Raw genomic sequence first — 22,258 nt, 5'->3', positions numbered from 1 at the left:
CGCCCGGCCACGACCACCGACGCGTGCCACCGAGGCCGAGGCCGGCGAGGGCGGCGGCCACTGATGCGTGCCACTGACGCGAGCCACTGATGCGAGCCGCTGAGCGGTCGGGACCCGCCGCAGCGGTCGGCCACCAGCCCCGGGGGACGGCCCCGGGGGAACGGGGATCTAGCTAGTCATGACCGATGCGCCGATGACGGCCCTGGCGGCCTCCACCGCGACCGCCGGGGACATCCTCTCCAGCCATCTCACCGCCCAGGCCGGCGTGTTCCTGCGCGCGCTGCCGCAGGCGGTGGGCGAGGTCGGCGCCAGACCGGGGATGGCCGTCGTCCCGTCCGTCGGGACGGCCGACCTGCTGCGGGCGGTGCGGCGGATCGGCGGGCTGCTGCACACCTTCGGCGGCACGTTCGAACAGACCTGGGCGCAGGAGTCGCGCACCGAGCTTCGCTGGCTGCTCAACCTGCTGGCTCTGGAGCCGGGGTACGTCCGCCGCTCGGCCCGGTTGCTGGGCGCGCTGGACGCGCTGAGCGGCAGCGAGGCGGACGGCGCGGGGATGCTCGCCGGCCACGCCGGGGTGCCGAAGGCGCGGGCGCTGCTCGACCGCCAGCTGACCCTGGCCCGGACCAGGGCGCACACGTCGGTGCTCCAGGAGCTGCGTTCGGCGCGGCTGCACGCGCTGGCGGACCGGATGACTCTGCTGGTCGCCGAGGCGCCGATGCTGGACGCGGCGGACGGCCGGGCCGCGGCGGTGCTGCTGCCGCAGGCCGGGGCGGCGTTCACCGCGCTGGCCGCGAGCGCCCGGCAGCTGCCGTTGCAGCGGGCCGCCACCCCGTACGGCGGGGACGGGCTGCGCCGGCTCGGCTCGGTGCCGCCGGCCCGGGGCGCGGTGGACGCGGACGCGGCGCTCGCGGCGGACGACGCCCCGTGGCACCGGGTGCGGATCCTGGTGAAGCGGGCCCGGTACGCGTTGGAGGTGTGCGGCCGGCCGGCCGTCGAGCTGGACGAGCTGGACGAGGTGCTGGGCCGGCACCAGGAGGCGGCGGACGCCGCGGTCACCGCGGCCACCGCGGCACGGACGCCGAGGATCACGCCCGCGACGGCGTACGTGCTCGGTGTGGTGCATGCTGATCAACGACTGGAGGTGGAGGCGGCACGGTACGCCTTCGGCCACCGGTGGCCCGAGCTCCCGTCCGGCCTGGACGGTGGGCTGGAGATTCCCCCGGCCGAGGGCTGGGGGTCCGACCCCGCACCCCGGATGGCATGAGTTGCGCAACCGCCTGAGCACCGAGCAGGCCGATGGCCCCTTCACGAGCAGCAGCCCCGGCGGCGGGCGGTCGCCGGTCGTCCTGGCCGCGGGCGCGGTGCTCTGGCTGCCCGGGCGGCCCAAGAAGAGCGGCCGGCTGGGGCGGCCGCGGATCGCGGTGATCCACCGGCCCAAGTACGACGACTGGAGCCTGCCCAAGGGCAAGCTCGACCCGGGCGAGGGCGTGGTCGAGGCGGCGCTGCGCGAGGTGCGCGAGGAGACCGGGTTCAGCTGCGTGCTGGGGGATGAACTGCCGGCCCAGCACTACCTGGCGCAGGGGCGGCCGAAGGAGGTCAGGTACTGGGCGGCGGTGCCGTCCGCCGGGGCGTTCCGGCCGAGCCGGGAGGTGGACCGGCTGGACTGGCTGCCGGCCGGGAAGGCGCGGGCGCGGCTCACGCACGAGCGGGACCGGGTGCTGGTGGACGCCTTGCTGGAGCTGCTGGGCGCCCGGCCGGTGGCCGGTGGGCGGGGCCGGCCGTCGGTGAAGGAACAGTGGAAGTGATCTCCCCGCGCCCTTGCCGTGACGCAACCGTTACTACCTGACGTAGTTTCCTGCCATCCGTTCGAGGTTCACTCGCCGTTCACTTCCGACCGGCTGACGTGTCACTTACCCGGCCTAACTTCGGGGATACCGGAGGGCCGCACGGGCCCCGGACCACAGCAAAACCCGCGCTCCGCCGTCTTCGTACGGCCCGCGCGCCGGGCAATGCCACAGAAAGGGACATCCCTGTGAAGCTCCAGCGGAACGGCCGCTCCAAGGCCCTCGCCATCGGTGCCATGGCGCTCGTCAGCTCGCTGTCGCTCGCCGCCTGCGGTTCGGACGAGAACAACAACACCAACGCCGGCAGCGGTTCCAGCGGGTCCGCTCCGGCCGCGATCAACTGTGGCAGCAAGCCCACCGCCCTGCTCTCCGCGGGCTCCACCGCCCAGGGCACCGCGATCGACGTCCTGAAGACCAACTTCGGTGCGGCCTGCAAGGAAGCCTCCATCAACTACGGTGGCGGCGGCTCGGGTGCCGGTGTCCAGCAGTTCAACCAGGGCAAGATCCAGTTCGCGGGCTCCGACTCGGCGCTGAAGCCGGCCGAGGTCGAGGACAGCAAGAAGGTCTGCACCGGCGGCCAGGGCGTCAACCTGCCGCTCGTCGCGGGTCTCGTCTCGATCGTCTACAACGTGGACAACGTCGACAACCTGGTCCTGGACGGCCCGACCATCGCCAAGATCTTCGACTCGCAGATCACCAAGTGGAACGACCCGGCGATCGCCGCCCTCAACCCGGGCGCCAAGCTGCCGGACGCCGACATCCAGGCCGTCCACCGCACGGACGACTCCGGCACCACCGAGAACCTGACCAAGTACTTCGCCAAGGTCTCGGGCGGCGCCTGGTCCTACCCGGCCGGCAAGGCCTGGGCGGGCAAGGGCGGCCAGGGCGCCAACGGCTCCGCCGGTGTCGCGGCCCAGGTGAAGCAGGTCAAGAACTCGATCAGCTACGCCGAGCTGGCGTACGCCCAGACCAACAACCTGAAGAGCGCCGCGATCAACACCGGCGCCTCCAAGCCGGTCGAGGCCACCGCCGCCAACGCCGCCACCACCTTCGCCAAGGCGAAGATCGCCGGCACCGGCAGCGACCTCGCGCTGACCCTCGACTACGCGACCAAGGACGAGGGCGCCTACCCGTTGGTCCTGGTCACCTACGAGATCGTCTGCGACAAGGGCAACAAGGCCGACACCCTCGACACCCTGAAGGCCTTCCTCGCCTACGGCATCAGCGACGCCGGCCAGAAGGCCATTGGTGAGAAGGGCTACGTGCCGCTCCCCAAGGAGCTGACCGACAAGGTCAACGCCGTCATCCCGACGCTGGCCTGATCCAGTAGGACCTCCGGTGGAGCGGCCCCGTGAACGAGGGGGGTCGGGGCCGCTCCACCGGGAGCAGAGACCGAGAAGCACGTCCGGGGCACCGCCGCCAGGGTGCCGCCCCCTCGGGGCAGCACCACCAGACCGGAGTAGACCAATGACTTCATCCACCCCTGCCGCCCCGCGAGGCAGGGAACGCCGCAAGCGCGACAGCCGGCTCGGCGACAAGATCTTCATGAATGCCGCGCGAGGCTCGGGCATCCTGCTGCTGGTCGTCATGGCCGCCATCGCAGGGTTCCTGGCCTGGCGCTCCGGCATCGCCCTCGGCAAGAACCAGGGCAACTTCCTCACCACCTTCGAGTGGACGCCGGACGCCCCGAAGCCGGTCTTCGGCATCGCCGTCCTCGCGTTCGGCACCATCGTCAGCGCGGTCATCGCGATGGCGATCGCCGTGCCGGTGGCCATCGGCATCGCGCTGTTCATCTCGCACTACGCGCCGCGCCGGATCGCCCAGCCGTTCGCCTACCTGGTGGACCTGCTGGCGGCCGTGCCCAGCATCATCTACGGCCTCTGGGGCGCGCTCTTCCTGGTGCCGCACCTGTACGGGCTGACCAGTTGGCTGGACGAGTACCTCGGCTGGACGTACGTCTTCGACCAGTCCCGGACCGGCACCGTGCCGCGCACCCTGTTCACCGTCGGCATCCTGCTGGCCATCATGATCCTGCCGATCATCACCGCGGTGAGCCGCGAGGTCTTCCGGCAGGCGCCGCGGATGCACGAGGAGGCCGCGCTCGCGCTCGGCGCGACCCGCTGGGAGATGATCCGCACCGCGGTGCTGCCGTTCGGCCGCCCGGGCATCATCTCCGCCTCGATGCTCGGCCTCGGCCGCGCGCTCGGCGAGACCATCGCGGTCGCGGTGGTGCTCTCCTCCAACAACGTTCTCTCGCTGCACCTGCTCGACCCGGGCGGCGGCACCTTCGCACAGAACATCGCGCTGAAGTTCAGCGAGGCCCAGCCCTTCGGCCGGGACGCGCTGATGGCCTCCGGCCTCGTCCTGTTCGTGATCACCCTGCTGGTGAACGGTGCCGCGCGGCTGATCGTCGCCCGCCGCAAGGAGTACTCGGGGGCCAACGCATGAGTGAGCGATGGGGGTGCTCCCTGCCGAAGGCCGGGGGAGAGCGAATCATCGAAGGGTGCGGGTTGCGCGCATGCGCCCCGACGAGCGCAGCGAGGAGGGCCGCATGAGCGCCGCGACCACTACCGTTCCGGCGGACGCCCGCCCGGTCGGCCGCCCGCTGACCGCGAACCGGCTGCCCAAGCGGGCCCCGGCCGCCGTCGCCGCCGGCTCGATCGCCCTGGGCTGCGCGATCGGCGCGCTCGGCGGCCTGGAGAGCCACCTGCAGTGGGGTCTGATCTCCGCGCTGCTGTTCCTGGCGATCAGCTACGGGCTCGCCGCCCGGGTCGAGGGCCGCCGCCAGGCCAAGGACCGCTTCGCCACCTCGGTGGTCTGGGTCGCCTTCATCCTGGCCGTGGTCCCGCTGATCGCGCTGACCGTCTACACCGTCCAGCAGGGTGCCGCGGTGGTGGACGGCAACTTCCTGACCCACTCCATGAAGGGCGTCCTGCAGGCGGGCCCGGGCGGTGGTATCTACCACGCGCTGATCGGCACCCTGCAGCAGGTCCTGCTGGCCACCGCGATGGCCGCCCCGATCGGCCTGCTGACCGCCGTCTACCTCGTCGAGTACGGCCGCGGCCGGCTCGCCAAGGCGGTCACCTTCTTCGTCGACGTCATGACGGGTGTCCCGTCGATCGTCGCCGGTCTGTTCGTCCTCTCCCTGTGGAACGTCGCCCTCGGCTTCAACTACTCCGGCTTCTCGGGCGCCATCGCACTCGCGATCCTGATGATGCCGGTGGTGGTCCGCTCCACCGAGGAGATGCTGAAGCTCGTCCCGAACGAGCTGCGCGAGGCCTCGTACGCGCTCGGTGTGCCGAAGTGGAAGACCATCCTGCGGATCGTCCTCCCCACCGCGATCGGCGGCATCACCACGGGTCTGATGCTCGCGGTCGCCCGCATCACCGGCGAGACCGCCCCGGTGCTGATGCTGGTGTTCGGTGCCGACTACATCAACAGCAACCCGTTCGACGGTCCGCAGCAGTCGCTGCCGATGTACATCTGGCAGCAGTACGCCATGGTCAACAACGACTACGGCTACGCCCGCGCCTGGGGTGCCGCGCTCGTGCTGATCGCCTTCGTGATGGGGCTCAACCTCATCGCCCGGGGCATCGCACGCTGGCGCTCGCCCAAGGGCGGACACTGAGCCTCCGACTGACGTACGACACAGAATTCATCAGCGGCCCCCGGCCGCGGGCGAGAGAAGACGAAAGATCATGGCCAAGCGCATCGACGTCAGCGGACTGTCCGCCTTCTACGGCACCACCAAGGCCATCGAGGACATCTCGATGAGCATCGAACCCCGTTCGGTGACGGCCTTCATCGGCCCCTCCGGCTGCGGGAAGTCCACCTTCCTGCGCACCCTCAACCGGATGCACGAGGTGATCCCCGGCGCCCGGGTCGAGGGCAAGGTGCTCCTGGACGACGAGAACCTCTACGGCTCCTCGGTCGACCCGGTCGCCGTCCGCCGCTCGGTGGGCATGGTCTTCCAGCGTCCGAACCCGTTCCCGACCATGTCGATCTACGACAACGTGGTCGCCGGACTGAAGCTCGCGGGCGTGCGCAAGAAGTCCGTCCTGGACGGCGTGGTGGAGAAGTCCCTCAAGGGCGCCAACCTCTGGAAGGAGGTCAAGGACCGGCTGAACAAGCCGGGCGCCGGCCTCTCCGGCGGTCAGCAGCAGCGCCTCTGCATCGCCCGCGCCATCGCGGTCGAGCCGCAGGTCCTGCTGATGGACGAGCCCTGCTCCGCGCTCGACCCGATCTCCACCCTCGCCATCGAGGACCTCATCGGCGAGCTGAAGTCCCAGTTCACCATCGTCATCGTCACGCACAACATGCAGCAGGCGGCCCGCGTCAGCGACCGCACCGCCTTCTTCAACCTGGCCGGGGTCGGCCAGCCGGGCAAGCTGATCGAACTGGACGACACCCAGCGGATCTTCTCCAACCCGTCCGTGCAGGCGACCGAGGACTACATCTCGGGCCGTTTCGGTTAGTCGGGCCGCTCCTCCCGAGGAGCCCCGACCCACAGACTGCTTCGCGGTGCTGCATGGCGGTGCCGCCGCGAAGTATGAAGAAGGGCCCGCCCCCGAGATGTGGGGGCGGGCCCTTGTCAGTTCCAGGGGCGTCCGGAGGCTCAGCCCCAGAACAGGTGGATGAACCAGTACACCAGCGCTGCGACGATGGCGGCCGCCGGCATCGTGATGAACCAGCCGAGCACGATGTTCTTCGCCACGCCCCAGCGGACCGCGCGGATCCGCTTGGTGGCCCCCACGCCCATGATCGCCGAGGTGATCACGTGGGTGGTGGAGATCGGCGCCTTGAAGACGAACGACGTGATGTACATGACGGTCGAGGCGGTGGCCTCGGCCGCGAAGCCCTGCGGCGGGTCCAGCTCGATGATCTTGCGACCGAGGGTCCGCATGATCCGCCAGCCACCCGCGTAGGTGCCCAGCGAGAGCATCGTGGCGCAGGAGATCTTCACCCAGACCGGGATGGCGTCGGTGCTCTGGTGGCCCGAGATGGTGAGGGCCATCACCACGATGCCCATGGTCTTCTGGGCGTCCTGCAGGCCGTGTGCGAGGGCCATGGCGGCGGCCGAGGCGGTCTGGGCGACCCGGAAGTTGCGCTTGGCGCGGTGCGGGTTGGCCCGCCGGAAGACCCAGAGGATCGCCAGCATCACGATGAAGCCGCCGATCAGGCCGACGATCGGCGAGACGATCATCGGAATGACGATCTTGTCCAGGACGCCGCTCCAGATCACCTCGGTGCCGCCGGCCAGTGCCGCGCCCACCATGCCGCCGAACAGCGCGTGCGAGGAGGAGGACGGGAGGCCGAAGTACCAGGTGACCAGGTTCCAGGTGATCGCACCGACCAGGGCGGCGAAGAGGATCGCCATGCCCTGACTGCCGGTGGGTGTCTCGATGATGCCCTTGGAGACGGTGTGCGCCACGCCGCTGCCGAGGAAGGCGCCGGCCAGGTTCATCACGGCGGCCATCGCGAGCGCGGCCCGCGGGGTCAGCGCCCGGGTGGAGACCGAGGTGGCGATGGCGTTCGCCGAGTCGTGGAAGCCGTTGGTGTAGGTGAAGAAGAACGCAACGCCGAGGACGGCGATGAGTGCTGCCATGTCCACGAGGGTCAGGACTCCTTGACGGCGATGGTCTCCACCGTGTTGGCGACGTGCTCGAAAGCGTCCGCCGCCTCCTCAAGAACGTCCACGACCTGCTTGAGCTTGAGCACCTCGATGGCGTCGTACTGGCCGGAGAACAGGTGGGCGAGCAGCTTGCGGTGGATCTGGTCGGCCTGGTTCTCCAGGCGGTTGACCTCGATCCAGTACTCGGTGAGGTTGGACATGGTGCGCAGGTTCGGCATCGCCTCGGCGGTGAGCTCGGCGGCGCGCGCCAGCACCTCGATCTGCTGCTCGATCCCCTTGGGCAGGGTCTGGATGTCGTAGAGGACGACCAGGTCGACGGCCTCCTCCATGAAGTCCATGATGTCGTCCAGCGACGAGGCGAGGCTGTAGATGTCCTCGCGGTCGAAGGGCGTGATGAAGGACGAGTTCAGCTGGTGGAAGACGGCATGGGTGGTGTCGTCCCCGGCGTGCTCGGCGGCGCGCATGCGCTCGACGATCTCCGCGCGGGCCGACACGTCTGATCCCAGCAGTTCCAGCAGGAGCTTCGACCCGACGACGAGGTTCTCCGCTGCCGCGGCGAACATGTCGTAGAAGCTCGTCTCCTTCGGGGTCAGGCTAAAACGCACGGAAATCTCCGATGTGCGGGGTAGGGACTGAACGATGCTAGGTGCAACCAAGCGCAATCGTGCAAACGGGGTGGTGAGGGAGGAGCCGGAACCTCCTCTTCCGGTTGCCTGCCGCAGCAGTGGACCCGGGCCGCACGCCCATGTGCGGACACGAGCCCCCAGTCTGACGGAACCTCGCCCGGATTGCCCCCGGCGTGCGGGCGGAAGACTGCGGTGTCGGCCCGGAAGGGGGAGCCCCTCCGCACACCCCTTTCGGAGCCGCCCGGACACCTCTCCGGTGCGCTCCGGGCCTGCGGACTTGCGCCGGAGGAACACCGGGACCGGCCCCGGTGTTGGACACTGGAGGCCGACGCAGCCACCGAGGCACTCAGACGAAGGCGGGCCGATGACCACGACGGAAGCGCGCACCCAGCCGGACCACGCGCCCGGGGCGGAGCCGGGCGGCGACCAGCCGGTGCCGGCCGCCGCGGAGGCGGCCGACCAGCACGCCGACCAGCACGCCGGCCACGGGCCCCACGGGTACAGCGGGCAGAAGGACGCCCACCTCAAGCGGCTGCGCCGGATCGAGGGCCAGATCCGCGGTCTCCAGCGGATGGTCGACGAGGACGTCTACTGCATCGACGTGCTCACCCAGGTCTCGGCCAGCACCAAGGCCCTGCAGTCCTTCGCGCTCTCGCTGCTGGAGGAACACCTGCGGCACTGCGTCGCCGCGGCCGCCGAGGAGGGCGGCACCGAGCTGGACGCCAAGGTCGCGGAGGCCACCGCCGCGATCGCCCGGCTGCTGCGCAGCTGAGACGCTGGGCAGCCGCACCCCGCGCAGCCGCACCCCGGGCGCTCCCGCACGGCGGAGGTACCGGCGCCCACTCTCAGTTCTGGCCCCCCGCTTCCGGCGGCCCGTCGGCGGACACCCCGCCGTCGGGCCGGTCCAGCAGCACCTCGTCGATCCGCTCGGTCGGCAGCCGGTCGTCGGTGCTGGCCGTGGCGGCGATCATCAGCTCACCGGCCAGGTCGATCTCGTCGAGGGCCGCGTCGTCGTGGCCGCCGCTGCGGCCGCCCGTGGACGACACCACCTGCACCACCCCTTCAGTGCCTCGCCAGCCCGGGCGGCAGCCACCCGACGTCCAGCCTAGGCACTTCGGAGCCCGCCCACATGGCACGGACGGGCCATCTCGGCGCCGCCGAAACGGGTGGGCCCGACCGCTCCGGGCGGTCCACCGACGCCGACGGCGCCCCTGCGCCCCGCTACTTCGGGCTCTCCGTGGGCTTCATCGCGTAGATGTCGGAGGCCGGCGGCTCGGCCGCCTCCACCGCCTTGCCGAAGTCGGCCAGCGCGGTGGTCGACGTCACCTTCACCTGGTCCTTCGCCTCCTTGGAGCCGGCCACCCCGGCGAAGGTGAACACCTCGACCACCTTGTGGAGCCGGCCCTGCTCGTCCAGCCAGGCGTCGTACGGGACCTCCTTGACCGTGAAGGTCTGCGCCGCCATCCGCAGGCCGTCCCCGCCCCGGCCGCCGGTGGCCTCGGCCGCCTTGGTCAGGTCCAGGGTGCCGCGGTAGTGCTTCAGGGCCACCCCGCCGACCGTCTCGGTGCCGACCAGGTCCGCCTTCTGTGCCCCGCGCAGCGCGCCGGTGGCGGAGGCGGGGTCGGTCGCGCCGCTGGAGACGAGGTTGCCGTCCGGAAGCTGGCGCACGTCCAGCTTGACCCACTTGCCCTCGGGCACCTTGGCGCCGCTGTTCTGCAGATAGACGGTGCCCGGCAGGACCACCTCGACGATCTTCCCGGTGGTCGCCGCGCCGGGCGGCACCGTCACCTCCAGCCGCCCGATCCGCTTCACGTAGTCGTAGCCGCCGGTGCCGGTGAAGACGGCCTTCCTGTCGGCGGACTCGGTGACCAGCTCGGTGGTGGTGTGCGCGGAGCCCGTCCGACCGGTGATGTCGGCGGCGTTGCGGACGGCCGTCACCGGGTCGGCGGAGAGCTGGTCGGGGGCGGCCGCCTTCCGGTCGGCGGAGCCGTCGGACGCGCCGGAGCAGCCGACCAGCCCGGTGAGGGCGGCGGCGAGGGCGACGGCTCCGGCCGCCGACCGCAGGTGTGGCAGCGGGCGGCCGTGCCGCCGGCCGCTGCGCTGCACGCCGGTGATCTTCATCTCGCGACAACCCCCTCGGGCCCGACTGCCCCGCCGGCCACCACCACCGGGTGGGCAGAGCTCTTGCCGGGCAAACGAGTTGAGGTCCGGGGGGTTACGCGGAACCCGGCGCGCAGCGGGCGTCGCGCGCCGGGGGCCCGGCGGGTTACCGTGAGGCACGTGCACAGTGAGCTGCCGGCTGACCCCGGCACCACCCCGATGCCCGAGCACCGTGTCGCGATCAGCGAGCGCGGTTCCTTCTGTTTCGCGACCTGCAGCTGCGGCTGGTTCTCACCGGCCCGCCGCTCCCGCGACCTGAGCAGACGCGAGGCCGCCGACCACCTGGTGGAGAACGGCGCCGGCGGCTCCTAGCCGTCGGGGACGGCGTTCCGGGAAGGAAGACGGCACCGGCCTTCGGGGCCGGGCCTCAGGCCGCCAGGTCGGACTCCGGCGGCTGCTCGTCGGCCCGGACGGGGCCGCGCCCGCCACCGCGCCGCCGTCCGCCGCGCGGGCCGCTCTGCGGGGCCCGGATCAGCGGGGCGGCCGCGGTCCGAGCCAGTGCGTGGCACAGCGGGACCAGCACGGCCATCGCGATCGGTGCCAGCAGCAGGACGACCGCGGTGGCGAGCGCGAAGCCGCCGATCACGTCGGTCGGATAGTGGACGCCCATGTACATCCGGCAGAAGCCCTGCAGGAGGGCGAGCCCCCCGGCGATCCAGCCGAGCCGGCGGTTCACCAGGAACAACGCGACCGCGATGCCCATCGACATCGTCGAGTGGTCGCTGACGAAGGAGTGCGTGCCGGCCTTGCCGTCCACCAGCACGTCCAGCCCGGTGTGGTCGACGAACGGGCGCGGGCGGTCCACGATGGCGGCGATCGGCAGGTTGGCCAGCTCGGCGATGGCGACCGAGAGCGGTGCCCAGAGCAGGCCGGCGACGGCCACCGGGGCGTCCGGGCGGCGTCTGGCCTGCAGCCAGCCGACCAGGCCGAGCAGGGCCAGGCCGATCAGGATGCCGTACTCACCGATCCAGGAGACCAGGTGGTCCAGCCACTCCGGGGAGCGCTTGGCCAGGCCGTTGACGGCGTAGAGCAGGCCGAGGTCGGGGTTGGTCGTGTCGGCAAGCGGCGTCGACACGCCGCACCTCCTTCTGGTCCGCAGCACCTGGTCGTTCCGGCCGTGGCCCGCCCGCCCCTTCCTGTCCGGGAAGGTGACGTGGGGCCATCGGACAGAACGTCATAACCGGGCTACAGCGTTCCACGGAAACACGCGGTTATCGAAACTTGACTCAGCGTCCACAGTGCACGCACACCCGGCGGTCCGGGGAGGGTCAGCTCTTTGCAGGCGTTTGACCTGGACCTGTCGGGGTGGGGTCGGCCGCGGCGGCCGCCCGGGACGCCGGGCCGGCGGCGGGCGCCCCCAGGGCGGCGGCGGCCGAGGGGGCGGCCGGGATCGGCGTGGGGGTCGGGGCCGGGGTCTCCGGAGCGGTGGTGCCCGGGCGGCTCGGGGCGGTGATGCTGCCGTCCGCGTTGCGCCCCGGCAGCGCCTGCGCGCTGTCCGAGGTGACTCGGGTGGCACCGATGTACTCCCGGGTGTCGATCTTGTCGTAGCGGATCACCGCACCCGTGTGCGGCGCGTTGATCATGTACCCGCCGCCGACGTAGATACCGACGTGGTGGATGCTCCGCGGATCCGTCAGGTCCGTTGCCCAGAAGACCAGATCCCCCGGGCGGAGCTGGTCGCGCGAGGGGTGCTGCCCGGCGTACCACTGGTCGTTGGCCACCCGGGGGAGCGTGATCCCCACACTGGCGTACGCGGCCTGGGTGAGCCCGGAACAGTCGAACCGCCCGTTCTGCGACGGCAGCCCCTCGCCGCCCCACAGGTACGGGGTGCCGAGCTTGGTCTGCGCGAAGTAGATCGCGCCGGAGGACTGCTGGGAGACCTCCACCGGCGCCGTCGGCGCCGTGAAGCTGCGGGCCATCGCCTGGATGTTCTTCACGTAGCCCTGGGTCTCCTTGTACGGCGGCACCCCGTTGTACCTGGTCACCGCGTACGGGCCGGCGTTGTAGGCGGCCAGCAGGTTGGCCTGGCGGTCGCCCGGCACCTTGGAGACGTCCTTGGCGAGGGCGCAGTCGAACGTGGCCGCCGAGGCGATCGCGTCCATCGGGTCCCAGACGTCCTTCTTGCCGTCATTGTTGCCGTCCGTGCCGTATGTTCCCCACGTCTCCGGCATGAACTGCGCCATTCCCTGTGCGCCCACGCCCGACCGGGCACGCGGGTCGAAACCGCTTTCCTGGTACAGCTGCGCCGCGAGCATCGGCGGCGAGATCTCCGGACAGAGCGCGCCCCACTGCTGGATCGATGCCTGGTAGGCCGCCGGAACGGTGCCCGGCGAGAGCGCGGAGCGATTGGCCGACTGCTGCGGCGCACCACTCGCCGCATACGTCGCGACCGTGACCATGCAGATGAAGCCGACCGCGACAACTCCCGCAGCGGCGGCGGCCGTACCGGCCTTCCGGAGTACCATCAGCACCATCCCGACGAATCGTCAGTCGAAGTGTCCCGGAAGGCGTTGCTCACCGCAATCATCAGAGATACAAAGAGTGAGCGCTATCCTTCGTACGGTGGACATCCTCGCGTACGTGTCCCATACCTCACGACCAATCCGCGAGAAGCAGCCAAGTCGACATCAGATCCGGCCAAGAATAGGTACCGACCCTTCGCGCGGGCGGGGTCTGGGCCCTTGAATTTGCCTGATCGGGCGGTGAGACGGAAATGAACCTGAGCAGCGTGAACAGCATCGCGATCGGCCACCTGGCCGAGGACCCACCAAAGAAGCCGAATATCGACACCATCATCGGCGGGATCGCCCCGGACTGGGGCCCGTTCGCGAGCCTCGGGTCGGAGGCCCGGGTGATGGTCGAGGTCGTCATGGCCGTGGCGATCCTGGCCTGCCTCGGCATCGCCGTCTGGGGCGCGGCCAAGCAGCGCATCGGCGCCACCGCCATGCGCGACAGCTTCGGTGCCGAACAGGGCAAGGGGCTGATCATCGCCGGGCTGACCGGCGTGTTCATCATTGGATCACTCGGCACTCTGTTCACCATTGTGTACGGCATGGCCATCTGACGATCGGACAGGGCCGACGAGACAGGCGGTGAGCCCGCCCGGCCGTCCGGCCGCCACGATCCGCCGGAGTCCCCGCCGGGAGTCCACCCATCACCCCGCCCTCCGCGCCCGCCCACGGGCGGAGGGGCCCCGGAGCCGCCCCGGCTCCCCGCACCAGGAGGGCCGCCGTGCCGTTGTCCGACGACCAGCCGCACACCCGTACGCGGCTGCCGGTCGGTGAACAGCCCTCCTCCCAGCCGACCACCCGTCAGTCCAGGCCGCTGCGAACCCTGCTGACCGTCCTGGCGGTCGTCACCCTGCTCGTGGTCGCCATCTCCATCGCCAACCGCGGCAAGGCCGACCCCGGCAGCACCGCCGGGCGTTCCGCCGACGCCGCCCCCACCGCCGCCTCCGGCGCCGGACCCGCCCCCAGTGGCGACCAGCCCGTCAGCACCACCACCAACGGCATCGGCAGCGGCTTCCCGCACACCGACCAGGGCGCACAGTCGGCCGCCGCCAACTACGCGGTCGCCATCGGCTCCGCCGACATGTTCCGCACCGACAGCCGCCACGCCATCGTCGCCACCATCACCGACCCGTCCGCCACGGCAGCCCTCCAGAGCCGCCTGGACCAGGGGTTCGGCGGTGACACCGCCACCCGCTACGGCCTCGACGCCCAGGGCCACGCGCCCAAGGGCCTCACCTTCGTCAGCCGCACGGTCCCGGCCGGCACCAAGTCGGTCGACTACAGCGACAGCGACACCAAGGTCGAGGTCTGGTGCACCGGCCTCACCGGCCTCGCCGGCGAACGCTCCGTCCGGCCCGTCACGGAGAACTGGTTCACCCTCACCCTGACCCTCCACTGGACGGGCAGCGACTGGAAGCTCACCGACTACGCAAGCCGGCAGGGCCCAGCCCCGATGCCGGGCGACCAACAGGCCGCCACCGCCGAGGAGATCACCGGCGCCGTCCAGCAGTTCGGGGGTTTCCGCTATGCCCGTTGACGCCGTCACAAGGAAGATGGCCCGGTTCGGTGGGGTGCTGGGGGTGCTGGTCACTCTTCAAGTCACCTCCCTGGCCCTGGCCTCGCGGGCACTGGCGGAGCCCAGTCCGAGCCCGACAGCTTCGCCCAGCGGGAACGACTGCGATGTGCTGCCACTTCCAGGTAGCGGTGTCTACTGCGCGTCCAAGCCCGGCGGCAGCGGATCCATCCCCGGAAGCTCGACTGTTGGCGGTGTCACCGACCCGCTCGGGTCGTTGGCGAAGGGGTGTGCGCAGGCGGCGGCCTGGGTGGTGCGGAGTCTGTCGGGGGCGATCGACGGGACGACGCAGGTGGACTTCACCAACGCGTCGTTCCTGCAGCAGTACGCGGTGGTGTTCGCCGCGTCCACGATCATCACGCTCGTGCTCTGGCTGCTGGCGGTGACGAAGCGGGCGGTGCGCGGGGCGCCGTTGACGACGGCGGTGTCGGAGGCGATCGGCTTCCTGTGGCTGACCGTCGTGGCGTCGGCGTTCACGCCGCTGATCCTCTACACCGTGGTGAGCGCGACGGACGGGGTCACCAAGGCGATCGCGGTGGGGACGAAGTCGGACACCGGGACGTACCTGGGCGGGTTCGCGGACACTCTGGAGAAGGGGTCGATGGGTGGCGGCCCGCTGATCCTGATCATCGTGTCGCTGGTGGCCGTGCTGGCGGCGGCGGTGCTCTGGGTGGAGCTGCTGATCCGGGCGGCGATGCTGTACGTGGGCGCGCTGCTGGGAACGGCGGTGTACGCGGGGCTGGTGGACAAACAGCTGTGGAAGCACGTGCGCCGCTGGGCGGGGGTGATGCTGGCGGTGGACCTGGCGAAGCCGATCATCGTGATCATCCTTGGGCTGGCGGGCGCGGTGGCGACCGGTGCCGGGGCCAGTGACGACTTCGCGCGGGTGCTGTCGGGGCTGGCGATCCTCTTCCTGTCGATCTTCGCGAGCGCCTCGGTCTACCGTTTCGTGCCGGGCTTCGGCGACGAGATCATGAGCATGCGCAACGCCCGGGCCAACGCGGTGTCGGCCGGTTCGGCGATGATCAACGGGACCGCCAACCTGGTGAAGCAGGGCATCAGCACGCACGGCGACCGCGGCCCGCAGGGCGCCGGCGGAGGCGGTGCGGGTTCGGGCGGCGGCTCGGTCGCGCCGGGGATCGCCGCCCACGCCGCGCGCACCCCGGCGCCGCCGCCGCAGGCCGCACCGCCGGCGTCGGTTCCGATCCGCGACAGCAATCCAGCGAAGGGAGGGTGACGGGTAAGTGAGCAGCGAACCACTCGGTCAGTACGGTGCCCAGTACGCCCAGCCGTACGTGCACCAGCGCCGCACCTACCTGATCGGCAAGGCCCGCCCGAACGCGCCGATCGGCCGCAACCGGGAGTCCGGCGAGATCGTTCTGATCATCTTCGGGGCGTTCCTCGGCATGCTCTGGGGCCTGATGATGCCGGTCCTGCCGCTGCGCATCGCGGGCCTGGTCGGCCTGCCGATGCTGGCGATCGCGGCGGTCTACGTGCCGTACCGGCGCCGGACGTTCTACAAGTGGGTGGAGATCAACCGCACCTACCGCCGGACGGTCCGCAGCGGCCGGGCGGTGTGGAAGTCGGACGCGATGGACGCCGGCACCCGGCTGGACGGCCGCGAGGTCGAGGTCGGGCCGCCGCCCGGGGTCGGGCGGCTGCGCTGGCTGGCGGCGCCGTTCGGGCCGGACGAGGTCGGGGTGCTGATGCACCTGGAGCGGCGCACGGTGACGGCGGCGATCGAGATCGAGGGCCCGGGCGTCGGTCTGCGCGACTCGGAGGACCAGGAGGCGCTGGTCGACCGGTTCGGCACGCTGCTGAAGCACGTCGCCAACGGGGACGGTTTCGTGACCCGGCTGCAGATCCTCGCCCGGACGCTGCCGGCCGACCCGGACGCGCACGCCAAGGACGTGGAGCGACGCGGCGACCACGACGCGCCGCGCTGGCTGCAGGACTCGTACGACCAGCTGCAGTCGATGGTGTCGACCTCCTCGGAGCAGCACCGGGCGTACCTGGTGGCCTGCATGCACTACACCCGTGACCTGGCGGCCGAGGCGCACGCGATGGGCCGGACGGCGACCGGGCGCCGGGCTCGGGACGACGAGGGCCTGGCCGCGGTGATGGCCCGGGAGCTGACCGACATCTGTGCGCGGCTGGCGGAGGCGGACATCCGGGTGCGCCAGCCGCTGGGCCAGGCGCGGCTCTCCTCGCTGCTGCACTCGATGTACGACCCGGACCACCCGATCGACCACATCCAGGCGATGTCCCGCCGCAACGCCTGGCCGGCGGAGCTGGACGCGACGCACCCGCAGTTCCTGCAGGCGAAGACCCGGGAGTCGGTGACCCGGGCGCCGTGGTGCCACGCCACCGCCTGGATCAAGGAGTGGCCGCTGACCCCGGTGGGCGTCAACTTCCTGGCCCCGTTGCTGGTGCACACCCCGGACGTGATCCGGACGGTCGCGGTGACGATGGACCTGGAGCCCACCGACGTCGCGATCGAGCGGATGCTCACCGAGAAGACCAACGACGAGGCGGAGGCGAGCCGCGCCGCCAAGATGAACCGTACGGTCGACCCGCGCGACCTGGCGCACACCGGCCGGGTCGACCAGCGTGGTGACGACCTGGCGTCCGGCGCGGCCGGGGTCAACCTGGTCGGCTACATCACGGTGTCCTCGCGCAGCCCCGAGGCGCTGGCCCGCGACAAGCGGACCATCCGTGCCTCGGCCGGCAAGAGCTACCTCAAGCTGGAGTGGTGCGACCGCGAGCACCACCGCGCGTTCGTCAACACCCTGCCGTTCGCCACCGGCATCCGCCGCTGATCCACCTGGAGGCCCCGTATGGCGATCGGCAACCTCACCGACGCGTTCACCAGCCTGATGTTCGGCAAGGTGGAGACCACCCGCCTGCCGGTGCGCACCTCCACCGGCCAGGCGCAGGCGGTCTACCTGCCCACCGCCGCGCCGGGGCTGGGTGATTCGGGCGTGATCATCGGCCGCGAGGTCTACAGCGGCAAGGGGTACGTCTACGACCCCTTCCAGCTGTACGGGCAGCAGCTGCCGGCCCCGCACTGGCTGGTGCTGGGCGAGTCCGGCAACGGCAAGTCGGCGCTGGAGAAGACGTACGTGCTGCGCCAGCTGCGGTTCCGGGACCGCCAGGTGGTGGTGCTCGACGCGCAGGGCGAGGACGGGGTCGGCGAGTGGAACCTGATCGCCAACGCCCTGGGCATAAAGTCGATCCGGCTCGACCCGATGGCGGCCCGGGACGGCGGGGTGAAGCTCAACCCGCTGGACCCGGCGATCACCCAGACCGGCCAGCTGTCGTTGCTGCGCACCATCATCGAGGTCGCGATGGGGCGCGGCCTGGAGGAGCGGGCCGGCTTCGCGCTGAAGGCGGCGCACGCCCATGTGATCGCGACCGTGAGGGATCGCCAGCCGGTCCTGGACGACATCATCAACACCCTGCGCAGCCCCGAGCTGTCCTCGGTGGACTCGCTGGGCGTGGCGGTGGACGAGGTGCAGTCCTGGGGCCTGGACGTGGCGCTGGTGCTGGACCGTCTGGTCGACGGTGACCTGCGCGGCATGTTCGACGGTTCGACCACGGACGGAATCGACCTGGACGCGCCGCTGATCGTCTTCGACCTGTCGCACATCGACCGGAACTCGATCGCGATGCCGATCCTGATGGCGATCGTCGGGGTCTGGCTGGAACACACCTGGATCAGGCCGGACCGGAAGAAGCGGATCTTCCTGGTCGAGGAGGCCTGGCACATCATCAACAGCCCCTTCGTGGCCCAGCTGTTCCAGCGACTGCTGAAGTTCGGGCGCCGGCTCGGCCTCTCGTTCGTGGCCGTGGTCCACCACCTGTCCGACGTGGTGGACGGCGCGGCGGCCAAGGAGGCCTCGGCGATCCTCAAGATGGCCTCCACCCGGACCATCTACATGCAGAAGGCCGAGGAGGCGAGAGCCACCGGCCGGGTGCTGGGTCTGCCCCGCTGGGCGGTGGAGATCATCCCCACACTTTCGCCGGGCATCGCGGTCTGGGATGTGAACGGCAACGTCCAGGTGGTGAAGCACATCATCACCGAGACCGAGCGGCCACTGGTCTATACCGACCGCGCGATGACCGAGGATGCGGTGGCCGAACGGGTGCGTGCCGAGCGGCAGTTGGCGGCCGAGCCGGGCGTCTGACGAGCGCCTCGAAGGATGCGTGGCGGTCCGGACCACTCCCGGGGCCGCCGTCGGAGGGGGCGGGCCGGCCCGCCCGGCAGGCCCCGCGCGGCCGGAAGTCCGGCGACGATTCGTCAGCAGGTGACCCTGTCGTTATGTTCAGGGTCCTGACAGCTACGCGCGTTGACTCTAGGCTGCACTCGCGCAAGGACACCGTCGCCCGCCCGGACCTTCGTCCGCAGCCGGGCGCTCTCTCAAGGTGCAGGGGACCCCTCAGAATGTTCACCGTCAGATCCCGACGTGCGGTGCTGGCCGCGGTCGCCGCAGCCGGTCTCGTCGGCACGGTGGCCGTGCCGACCGCAGCCCAGGCCGCGGACGCCAAGCGGCACAAGACCGTCAACCTCCAGCTGCTGGCGATCAACGACCTCCACGGCAACCTGGAGCCCCCGGCCGGCTCGTCCGGCACCATCAAGGAGATCGACCCGGCCACCGGGCAGGTCGTCTCCACCCCGGCCGGCGGTGTCGAGTACCTGGCCACCGCGCTGCGCCAGGCCCGGATCCCGGCCGACGACTCGATCACCGTCGCCGCCGGTGACATCGTCGGCGCCTCCCCGCTGACGTCGGCGCTCTTCCACGACGAGCCGACCATCGAGGCGATGGACAAGCTCGGCCTGGACGTCACGGCGGTCGGCAACCACGAGTTCGACGAGGGCGCCAAGGAGCTCATCCGCCTCCAGGAGGGCGGCTGCCACCCGGTGGACGGCTGCTACGAGGAGGGGCGCAAGTTCAAGGGCGCAAACTTCAACTACCTCGCCGCCAACGTCACCAACGAGAAGACCGGCAAGCCGATCCTGGCCCCCTACTGGGTGACCAAGTCGCAGGGCGTGAAGGTCGGCTTCATCGGCGCCACCCTGGAGGGCACGCCGAACATCGTGACCGCCGAGGGCGTCAAGGGCCTGAAGTTCGGCAACGAGGTCGCCACGATCAACAAGTACGCGGCCGAGCTGAAGAAGCAGGGCGTCAACTCGATCGTCGCGCTGATCCACGAGGGCGGCTACCCGGCCAGCAGCACGTACAACTACGACTGCGGCACCGCCGGCCAGGGCATCTCCGGCCCGATCGTCGACATCGCCAAGAACCTGGACCCGGCGATCGGCGCCATCGTCACCGGTCACACCCACAACGCCTACGCCTGCACCATCCCCGACCCGCAGGGCGTGCCGCGCTCGGTGACCAGCGCCGCCTCCTTCGGCCGGCTCTACACCGAGATCGACCTGAAGCTCGACAAGACCACGGGCACCATCGTCCGCCCGTCGGTCAAGGCCGAGAACCACGTCGTGCGCCAGAACGTCGCGAAGGCCCCGGACATGACGGAGCTGATCGCGCACTACTCCAAGCTGGCCGCGCCGATCGCCAACCGCCCGGTCGGCTTCATCGCCTCGGACCTCAACGGCCGCGGCAGCAGCGACCTGGAGAAGCCGCTCGGTGACGTGATCGCCGACGCGCAGCTGGAGGGCCTTGCCCCCGCCGACAAGGGCGGTGCGCAGGTCGCGTTCATGAACCCCGGAGGCATCCGCTCCGACCTGGTCTACAAGGCGAGCGCCGCCGAGGGCGACGGCGTGGTGACCTACGGCGAGGCGTTCACCGTCCAGCCGTTCACCAACATGATGCAGGTCAAGACGCTGACCGGCGCCCAGCTGATCCAGCTGCTCCAGCAGCAGGTGAGCGGCCCGAACGACGCCGCGCCGAAGATCCTCCAGTCGTCCAAGGGCCTGACCTACACCCTGGACATGCGCAAGACCGGCGCCGACCGGGTGCTGGTGGACTCCATCCGCCTCAACGGCGCGCCGATCGACCCGGCCGGCAAGTACCGGGCCGCGGCCAACGAGTTCCTGGCCGGCGGCGGCGACGGCTTCCCGGCCTTCGCGGCCGGCACCGACAAGCTGGTCGGCGCCTCGGACCTGGACGTCTTCACCGCCTACCTCGCCGCGCACAGCTCGGCGGCCTCGCTGTTGAAGGCGCCGGCGCAGGACCGGATCAAGGTCCTCGGCCCGGGCAGCGACATCGACTGACCGAGGCCGGCAGGGACGGGCGGGGCGCTGTCGGGGCGCCCCGCCCGTTCTGCGTTCTACGGCCCCGGCTACGTGGGCGCGGGCCCTCCCGGCAGCCGGACGGTGGCGAGGGCGCCCGGCCCGCCGTCCTGGGCCGGACCGAGCGAGACCTCGCCGCCGGACTCCCGCACACTCTGCGCGACGATCGACAAGCCGAGGCCGGAGCCCGGGAGTTGCCGCGAGGACGGCGAACGCCAGAACCGGTCGAAGACGTACTGCAGCTCGTCCGGCGGAATGCCGGGGCCGTGGTCGCGGACGGTCAGCACTCCCTGCTGGAGGCCGACTTCGATGGTGCCTCCGGGCGGGCTGTACTTGACCGCGTTGTCCAGCAGGTTGATCACCGCCCGTTCGAGGGCGGCGGCATCGCCACGCACGAACCACGGCGCGACCGCGGTCTCGAAGACCAGCCCGGGGCCGCGCAACTTCGCCCGTGCGACAGCCCGTTCGGCGATCTCGTGCAGGGCGACGACCGCCAGGCTGCGGACCGGCTTCGGCGAGTCCGGGCGGGAGAGCTGGAGCAGATCGCCGATCAGGAGGGTGAGTTCCTGCATCTGCGCCTTCATGTTGCCGAGCAGCTTGGTCTTGGTCGCGGGCGGCAGCGGGCGGCCGGTGTCGTCGCTGCGGATGAGGAGATCGACGTTGGTGCGGAGGGAGGTCAGCGGCGTGCGGAGCTCGTGCCCGGCATCGGCGATCAGCCGGGTCTGGCGGTCACGGGAGTTGGCGAGCGCGGTGCTCATGGAGTTGAAGGAGGCGGAGAGCCGCGCGATCTCGTCGCTGCCCTGCACGGGGATGGTGGTGCCGACCTCCTCGGTCCGGGCGATGTGCTCGACCACGTCGGTGAGCCGGTCGACGGGCTTGAGCGCGGACCGGGCGACGAGCCGGCCCGCGAGGCCGGCGAGGATGATGCCGCCGACGGCCACGCCGCCGAGGATGATGGCGAGTTGGTTGAGGGACTCCTCGACGATGGCCACCGGGTCGGCTACCAGGTAGCCGTACACCTTCCCCTCGTAAGCGAAGGTGGACACGCGGACCCGGACGTCCTCGCCCGTGGTGAACGTCCCGTCGCGGTAGGTGTAGTGGCCGAGCCGGGCGCTCCCTTGCGGTGCCTGCAGATCGGATGACGTGAGGGTGATGGCGTGGGTGGCGCCGGTGGGCAGGCACGGCTGGCCGTCCGGCGAGATCACCTGGACGGACCACCGGGGAGCGCCGACCATGATCCGGCCACCGTTCCCCGGGGCGGTGGCGGCAGCTGCCGCGGTCGCGGCGGCGAGCGCTCCGCTCGGCGTCGGGGCGCACCAGTAGTAGTCCTGGAGCAGCCGCTGCGGCGGCTTCACGCCGGGCGGCCCGTCCTGGATCGGCGAGGGAGCGGCGGTCGCCAGATTGCGGTCCACCTGGTCGTACAGCCGCTGTTCCACGATGAACCAACACGCCAGCGCCGACAACGCGATGGCCACCGCGACCGCCGCGGCCGTCAGGAACGTGAGCCGGCTGCGCAGGGACTGCGCGCGGTACCAGCGGACGAGGCGTTGGCGGCGGGGGACGCGGGGCGGGGCGAGGGGCGGTGGCGGTGGGGTGGCGGTGTCGCTCACGCGCCCTCCTCGCTCCGCCCGGAGGCCCTTTCGCGTGACGCGCCCCT

At 71.1% G+C, this 22,258-nt stretch carries 21 protein-coding genes; 14 read left to right on the top strand and 7 right to left on the bottom strand.

The genetic code is table 11. From position 1 onward, the window contains the following. Window positions 1–178 precede the first annotated feature (178 nt). The 6 genes from OG286_RS18130 (at window position 179) to pstB (ending at window position 6,319) form a co-directional block, all read left to right on the top strand. The gene (locus OG286_RS18130) at window positions 179–1,264 is read left to right on the top strand and encodes a CHAD domain-containing protein (protein ID WP_396325439.1); all 1,086 of its coding nucleotides are present in this window, start codon (window positions 179–181) and stop codon (window positions 1,262–1,264) included. Window positions 1,265–1,346: 82 nt separating this feature from the next. After that, window positions 1,347–1,805, top strand: coding sequence for an NUDIX hydrolase (locus OG286_RS18125; protein ID WP_396325444.1), 459 nt, complete (start codon window positions 1,347–1,349; stop codon window positions 1,803–1,805). Between the two features lie 227 nt (window positions 1,806–2,032). After that, on the top strand, window positions 2,033–3,166 hold the full coding sequence (gene pstS, locus OG286_RS18120; protein ID WP_396325438.1) for a phosphate ABC transporter substrate-binding protein PstS: 1,134 nt from the start codon (window positions 2,033–2,035) through the stop codon (window positions 3,164–3,166). Between the two features lie 145 nt (window positions 3,167–3,311). Beyond that, complete coding sequence (pstC, locus tag OG286_RS18115; RefSeq protein ID WP_396325437.1) at window positions 3,312–4,292, top strand: phosphate ABC transporter permease subunit PstC; 981 nt, start codon at window positions 3,312–3,314, stop codon at window positions 4,290–4,292. A 103-nt stretch (window positions 4,293–4,395) separates the two neighbouring features. After that, a complete protein-coding gene (gene pstA, locus OG286_RS18110) occupies window positions 4,396–5,472 on the top strand; it encodes a phosphate ABC transporter permease PstA (RefSeq protein ID WP_405365481.1) in 1,077 nt (358 codons plus the stop codon). A gap of 70 nt (window positions 5,473–5,542) precedes the next feature. Continuing rightward, a complete protein-coding gene (gene pstB, locus OG286_RS18105; protein ID WP_396325435.1) occupies window positions 5,543–6,319 on the top strand; it encodes a phosphate ABC transporter ATP-binding protein PstB in 777 nt (258 codons plus the stop codon). Between the two features lie 140 nt (window positions 6,320–6,459). On the opposite strand, the gene OG286_RS18100 is transcribed toward pstB, so the two are convergent. Both OG286_RS18100 and OG286_RS18095 read right to left on the bottom strand, forming a co-directional pair. After that, complete coding sequence (locus OG286_RS18100; protein ID WP_405365479.1) at window positions 6,460–7,455, bottom strand: anion permease; 996 nt, start codon at window positions 7,453–7,455, stop codon at window positions 6,460–6,462. 5 nt (window positions 7,456–7,460) lie between these two features. Further along, complete coding sequence (locus OG286_RS18095) at window positions 7,461–8,081, bottom strand: DUF47 family protein (RefSeq protein WP_329489086.1); 621 nt, start codon at window positions 8,079–8,081, stop codon at window positions 7,461–7,463. 385 nt (window positions 8,082–8,466) lie between these two features. On the opposite strand from OG286_RS18095, the gene OG286_RS18090 reads away from it, so the two are divergent. Next, window positions 8,467–8,874, top strand: a complete 408-nt coding sequence (locus OG286_RS18090; protein WP_396325432.1) for a metal-sensitive transcriptional regulator — start codon at window positions 8,467–8,469, stop codon at window positions 8,872–8,874. 73 nt (window positions 8,875–8,947) lie between these two features. Here the strand turns inward: OG286_RS18090 and OG286_RS18085 are convergent, their stop codons facing one another. Beyond that, a complete protein-coding gene (locus tag OG286_RS18085) occupies window positions 8,948–9,151 on the bottom strand; it encodes a hypothetical protein (protein ID WP_396325431.1) in 204 nt (67 codons plus the stop codon). A 172-nt stretch (window positions 9,152–9,323) separates the two neighbouring features. Then, the gene (locus tag OG286_RS18080) at window positions 9,324–10,223 is read right to left on the bottom strand and encodes a hypothetical protein (protein WP_396325430.1); all 900 of its coding nucleotides are present in this window, start codon (window positions 10,221–10,223) and stop codon (window positions 9,324–9,326) included. A 159-nt stretch (window positions 10,224–10,382) separates the two neighbouring features. Here OG286_RS18080 and OG286_RS18075 point away from each other — a divergent pair, with 159 nt between their 5' ends. Next, complete coding sequence (locus tag OG286_RS18075; protein ID WP_396325429.1) at window positions 10,383–10,574, top strand: hypothetical protein; 192 nt, start codon at window positions 10,383–10,385, stop codon at window positions 10,572–10,574. A gap of 55 nt (window positions 10,575–10,629) precedes the next feature. Here the strand turns inward: OG286_RS18075 and OG286_RS18070 are convergent, their stop codons facing one another. Together OG286_RS18070 and OG286_RS18065 are read right to left on the bottom strand one after the other, a co-directional pair. Continuing rightward, a complete protein-coding gene (locus OG286_RS18070) occupies window positions 10,630–11,337 on the bottom strand; it encodes a phosphatase PAP2 family protein (RefSeq protein ID WP_396325428.1) in 708 nt (235 codons plus the stop codon). Window positions 11,338–11,530: 193 nt separating this feature from the next. Then, complete coding sequence (locus tag OG286_RS18065; RefSeq protein WP_405365477.1) at window positions 11,531–12,736, bottom strand: NlpC/P60 family protein; 1,206 nt, start codon at window positions 12,734–12,736, stop codon at window positions 11,531–11,533. Between the two features lie 239 nt (window positions 12,737–12,975). On the opposite strand from OG286_RS18065, the gene OG286_RS18060 reads away from it, so the two are divergent. The 6 genes from OG286_RS18060 to OG286_RS18035 all read left to right on the top strand — a co-directional run bounded on the left by OG286_RS18060 (window position 12,976) and on the right by OG286_RS18035 (window position 20,583). Further along, window positions 12,976–13,326, top strand: coding sequence for a hypothetical protein (locus tag OG286_RS18060; protein WP_241002623.1), 351 nt, complete (start codon window positions 12,976–12,978; stop codon window positions 13,324–13,326). Window positions 13,327–13,493: 167 nt separating this feature from the next. Continuing rightward, complete coding sequence (locus OG286_RS18055) at window positions 13,494–14,309, top strand: hypothetical protein (RefSeq protein WP_405365475.1); 816 nt, start codon at window positions 13,494–13,496, stop codon at window positions 14,307–14,309. Window positions 14,310–14,595: 286 nt separating this feature from the next. Continuing rightward, window positions 14,596–15,582, top strand: coding sequence for a hypothetical protein (locus tag OG286_RS18050; RefSeq protein WP_405365473.1), 987 nt, complete (start codon window positions 14,596–14,598; stop codon window positions 15,580–15,582). Window positions 15,583–15,589: 7 nt separating this feature from the next. After that, window positions 15,590–17,164, top strand: a complete 1,575-nt coding sequence (locus tag OG286_RS18045) for an SCO6880 family protein (protein ID WP_396325424.1) — start codon at window positions 15,590–15,592, stop codon at window positions 17,162–17,164. An 18-nt stretch (window positions 17,165–17,182) separates the two neighbouring features. Beyond that, window positions 17,183–18,532, top strand: a complete 1,350-nt coding sequence (locus tag OG286_RS18040; protein ID WP_396325423.1) for an ATP-binding protein — start codon at window positions 17,183–17,185, stop codon at window positions 18,530–18,532. A 257-nt stretch (window positions 18,533–18,789) separates the two neighbouring features. Beyond that, the gene (locus OG286_RS18035) at window positions 18,790–20,583 is read left to right on the top strand and encodes a bifunctional metallophosphatase/5'-nucleotidase (protein ID WP_405365471.1); all 1,794 of its coding nucleotides are present in this window, start codon (window positions 18,790–18,792) and stop codon (window positions 20,581–20,583) included. A gap of 68 nt (window positions 20,584–20,651) precedes the next feature. Here the strand turns inward: OG286_RS18035 and OG286_RS18030 are convergent, their stop codons facing one another. Next, window positions 20,652–22,211, bottom strand: a complete 1,560-nt coding sequence (locus tag OG286_RS18030) for a sensor histidine kinase (RefSeq protein ID WP_396325421.1) — start codon at window positions 22,209–22,211, stop codon at window positions 20,652–20,654. Between the last annotated feature and the right edge of the window lie 47 nt (window positions 22,212–22,258).

The organism is Kitasatospora sp. NBC_00039 (assembly GCF_045160625.1).
In the GTDB taxonomy this organism is placed as follows: domain Bacteria; phylum Actinomycetota; class Actinomycetes; order Streptomycetales; family Streptomycetaceae; genus Kitasatospora.
Note: the sequence above shows the minus strand (reverse complement) of the source record. Positions and strands in the feature narration are given on the sequence as shown.

Bases quoted from the DNA above. Each gene is read 5' to 3' on its own strand.
- OG286_RS18130 (WP_396325439.1), top strand. From the start codon at position 179: ATGACCGATGCGCCGATGACGGCCCTGGCGGCCTCCACCGCGACCGCC.
- pstC (WP_396325437.1), top strand. From the start codon at position 3,312: ATGACTTCATCCACCCCTGCCGCCCCGCGAGGCAGGGAACGCCGCAAG.
- pstA (WP_405365481.1), top strand. From the start codon at position 4,396: ATGAGCGCCGCGACCACTACCGTTCCGGCGGACGCCCGCCCGGTCGGC.
- pstB (WP_396325435.1), top strand. From the start codon at position 5,543: ATGGCCAAGCGCATCGACGTCAGCGGACTGTCCGCCTTCTACGGCACC.
- OG286_RS18090 (WP_396325432.1), top strand. From the start codon at position 8,467: ATGACCACGACGGAAGCGCGCACCCAGCCGGACCACGCGCCCGGGGCG.
- OG286_RS18080 (WP_396325430.1), bottom strand. From the start codon at position 10,223: ATGAAGATCACCGGCGTGCAGCGCAGCGGCCGGCGGCACGGCCGCCCG.
- OG286_RS18065 (WP_405365477.1), bottom strand. From the start codon at position 12,736: ATGGTGCTGATGGTACTCCGGAAGGCCGGTACGGCCGCCGCCGCTGCG.
- OG286_RS18060 (WP_241002623.1), top strand. From the start codon at position 12,976: ATGAACCTGAGCAGCGTGAACAGCATCGCGATCGGCCACCTGGCCGAG.
- OG286_RS18040 (WP_396325423.1), top strand. From the start codon at position 17,183: ATGGCGATCGGCAACCTCACCGACGCGTTCACCAGCCTGATGTTCGGC.
- OG286_RS18035 (WP_405365471.1), top strand. From the start codon at position 18,790: ATGTTCACCGTCAGATCCCGACGTGCGGTGCTGGCCGCGGTCGCCGCA.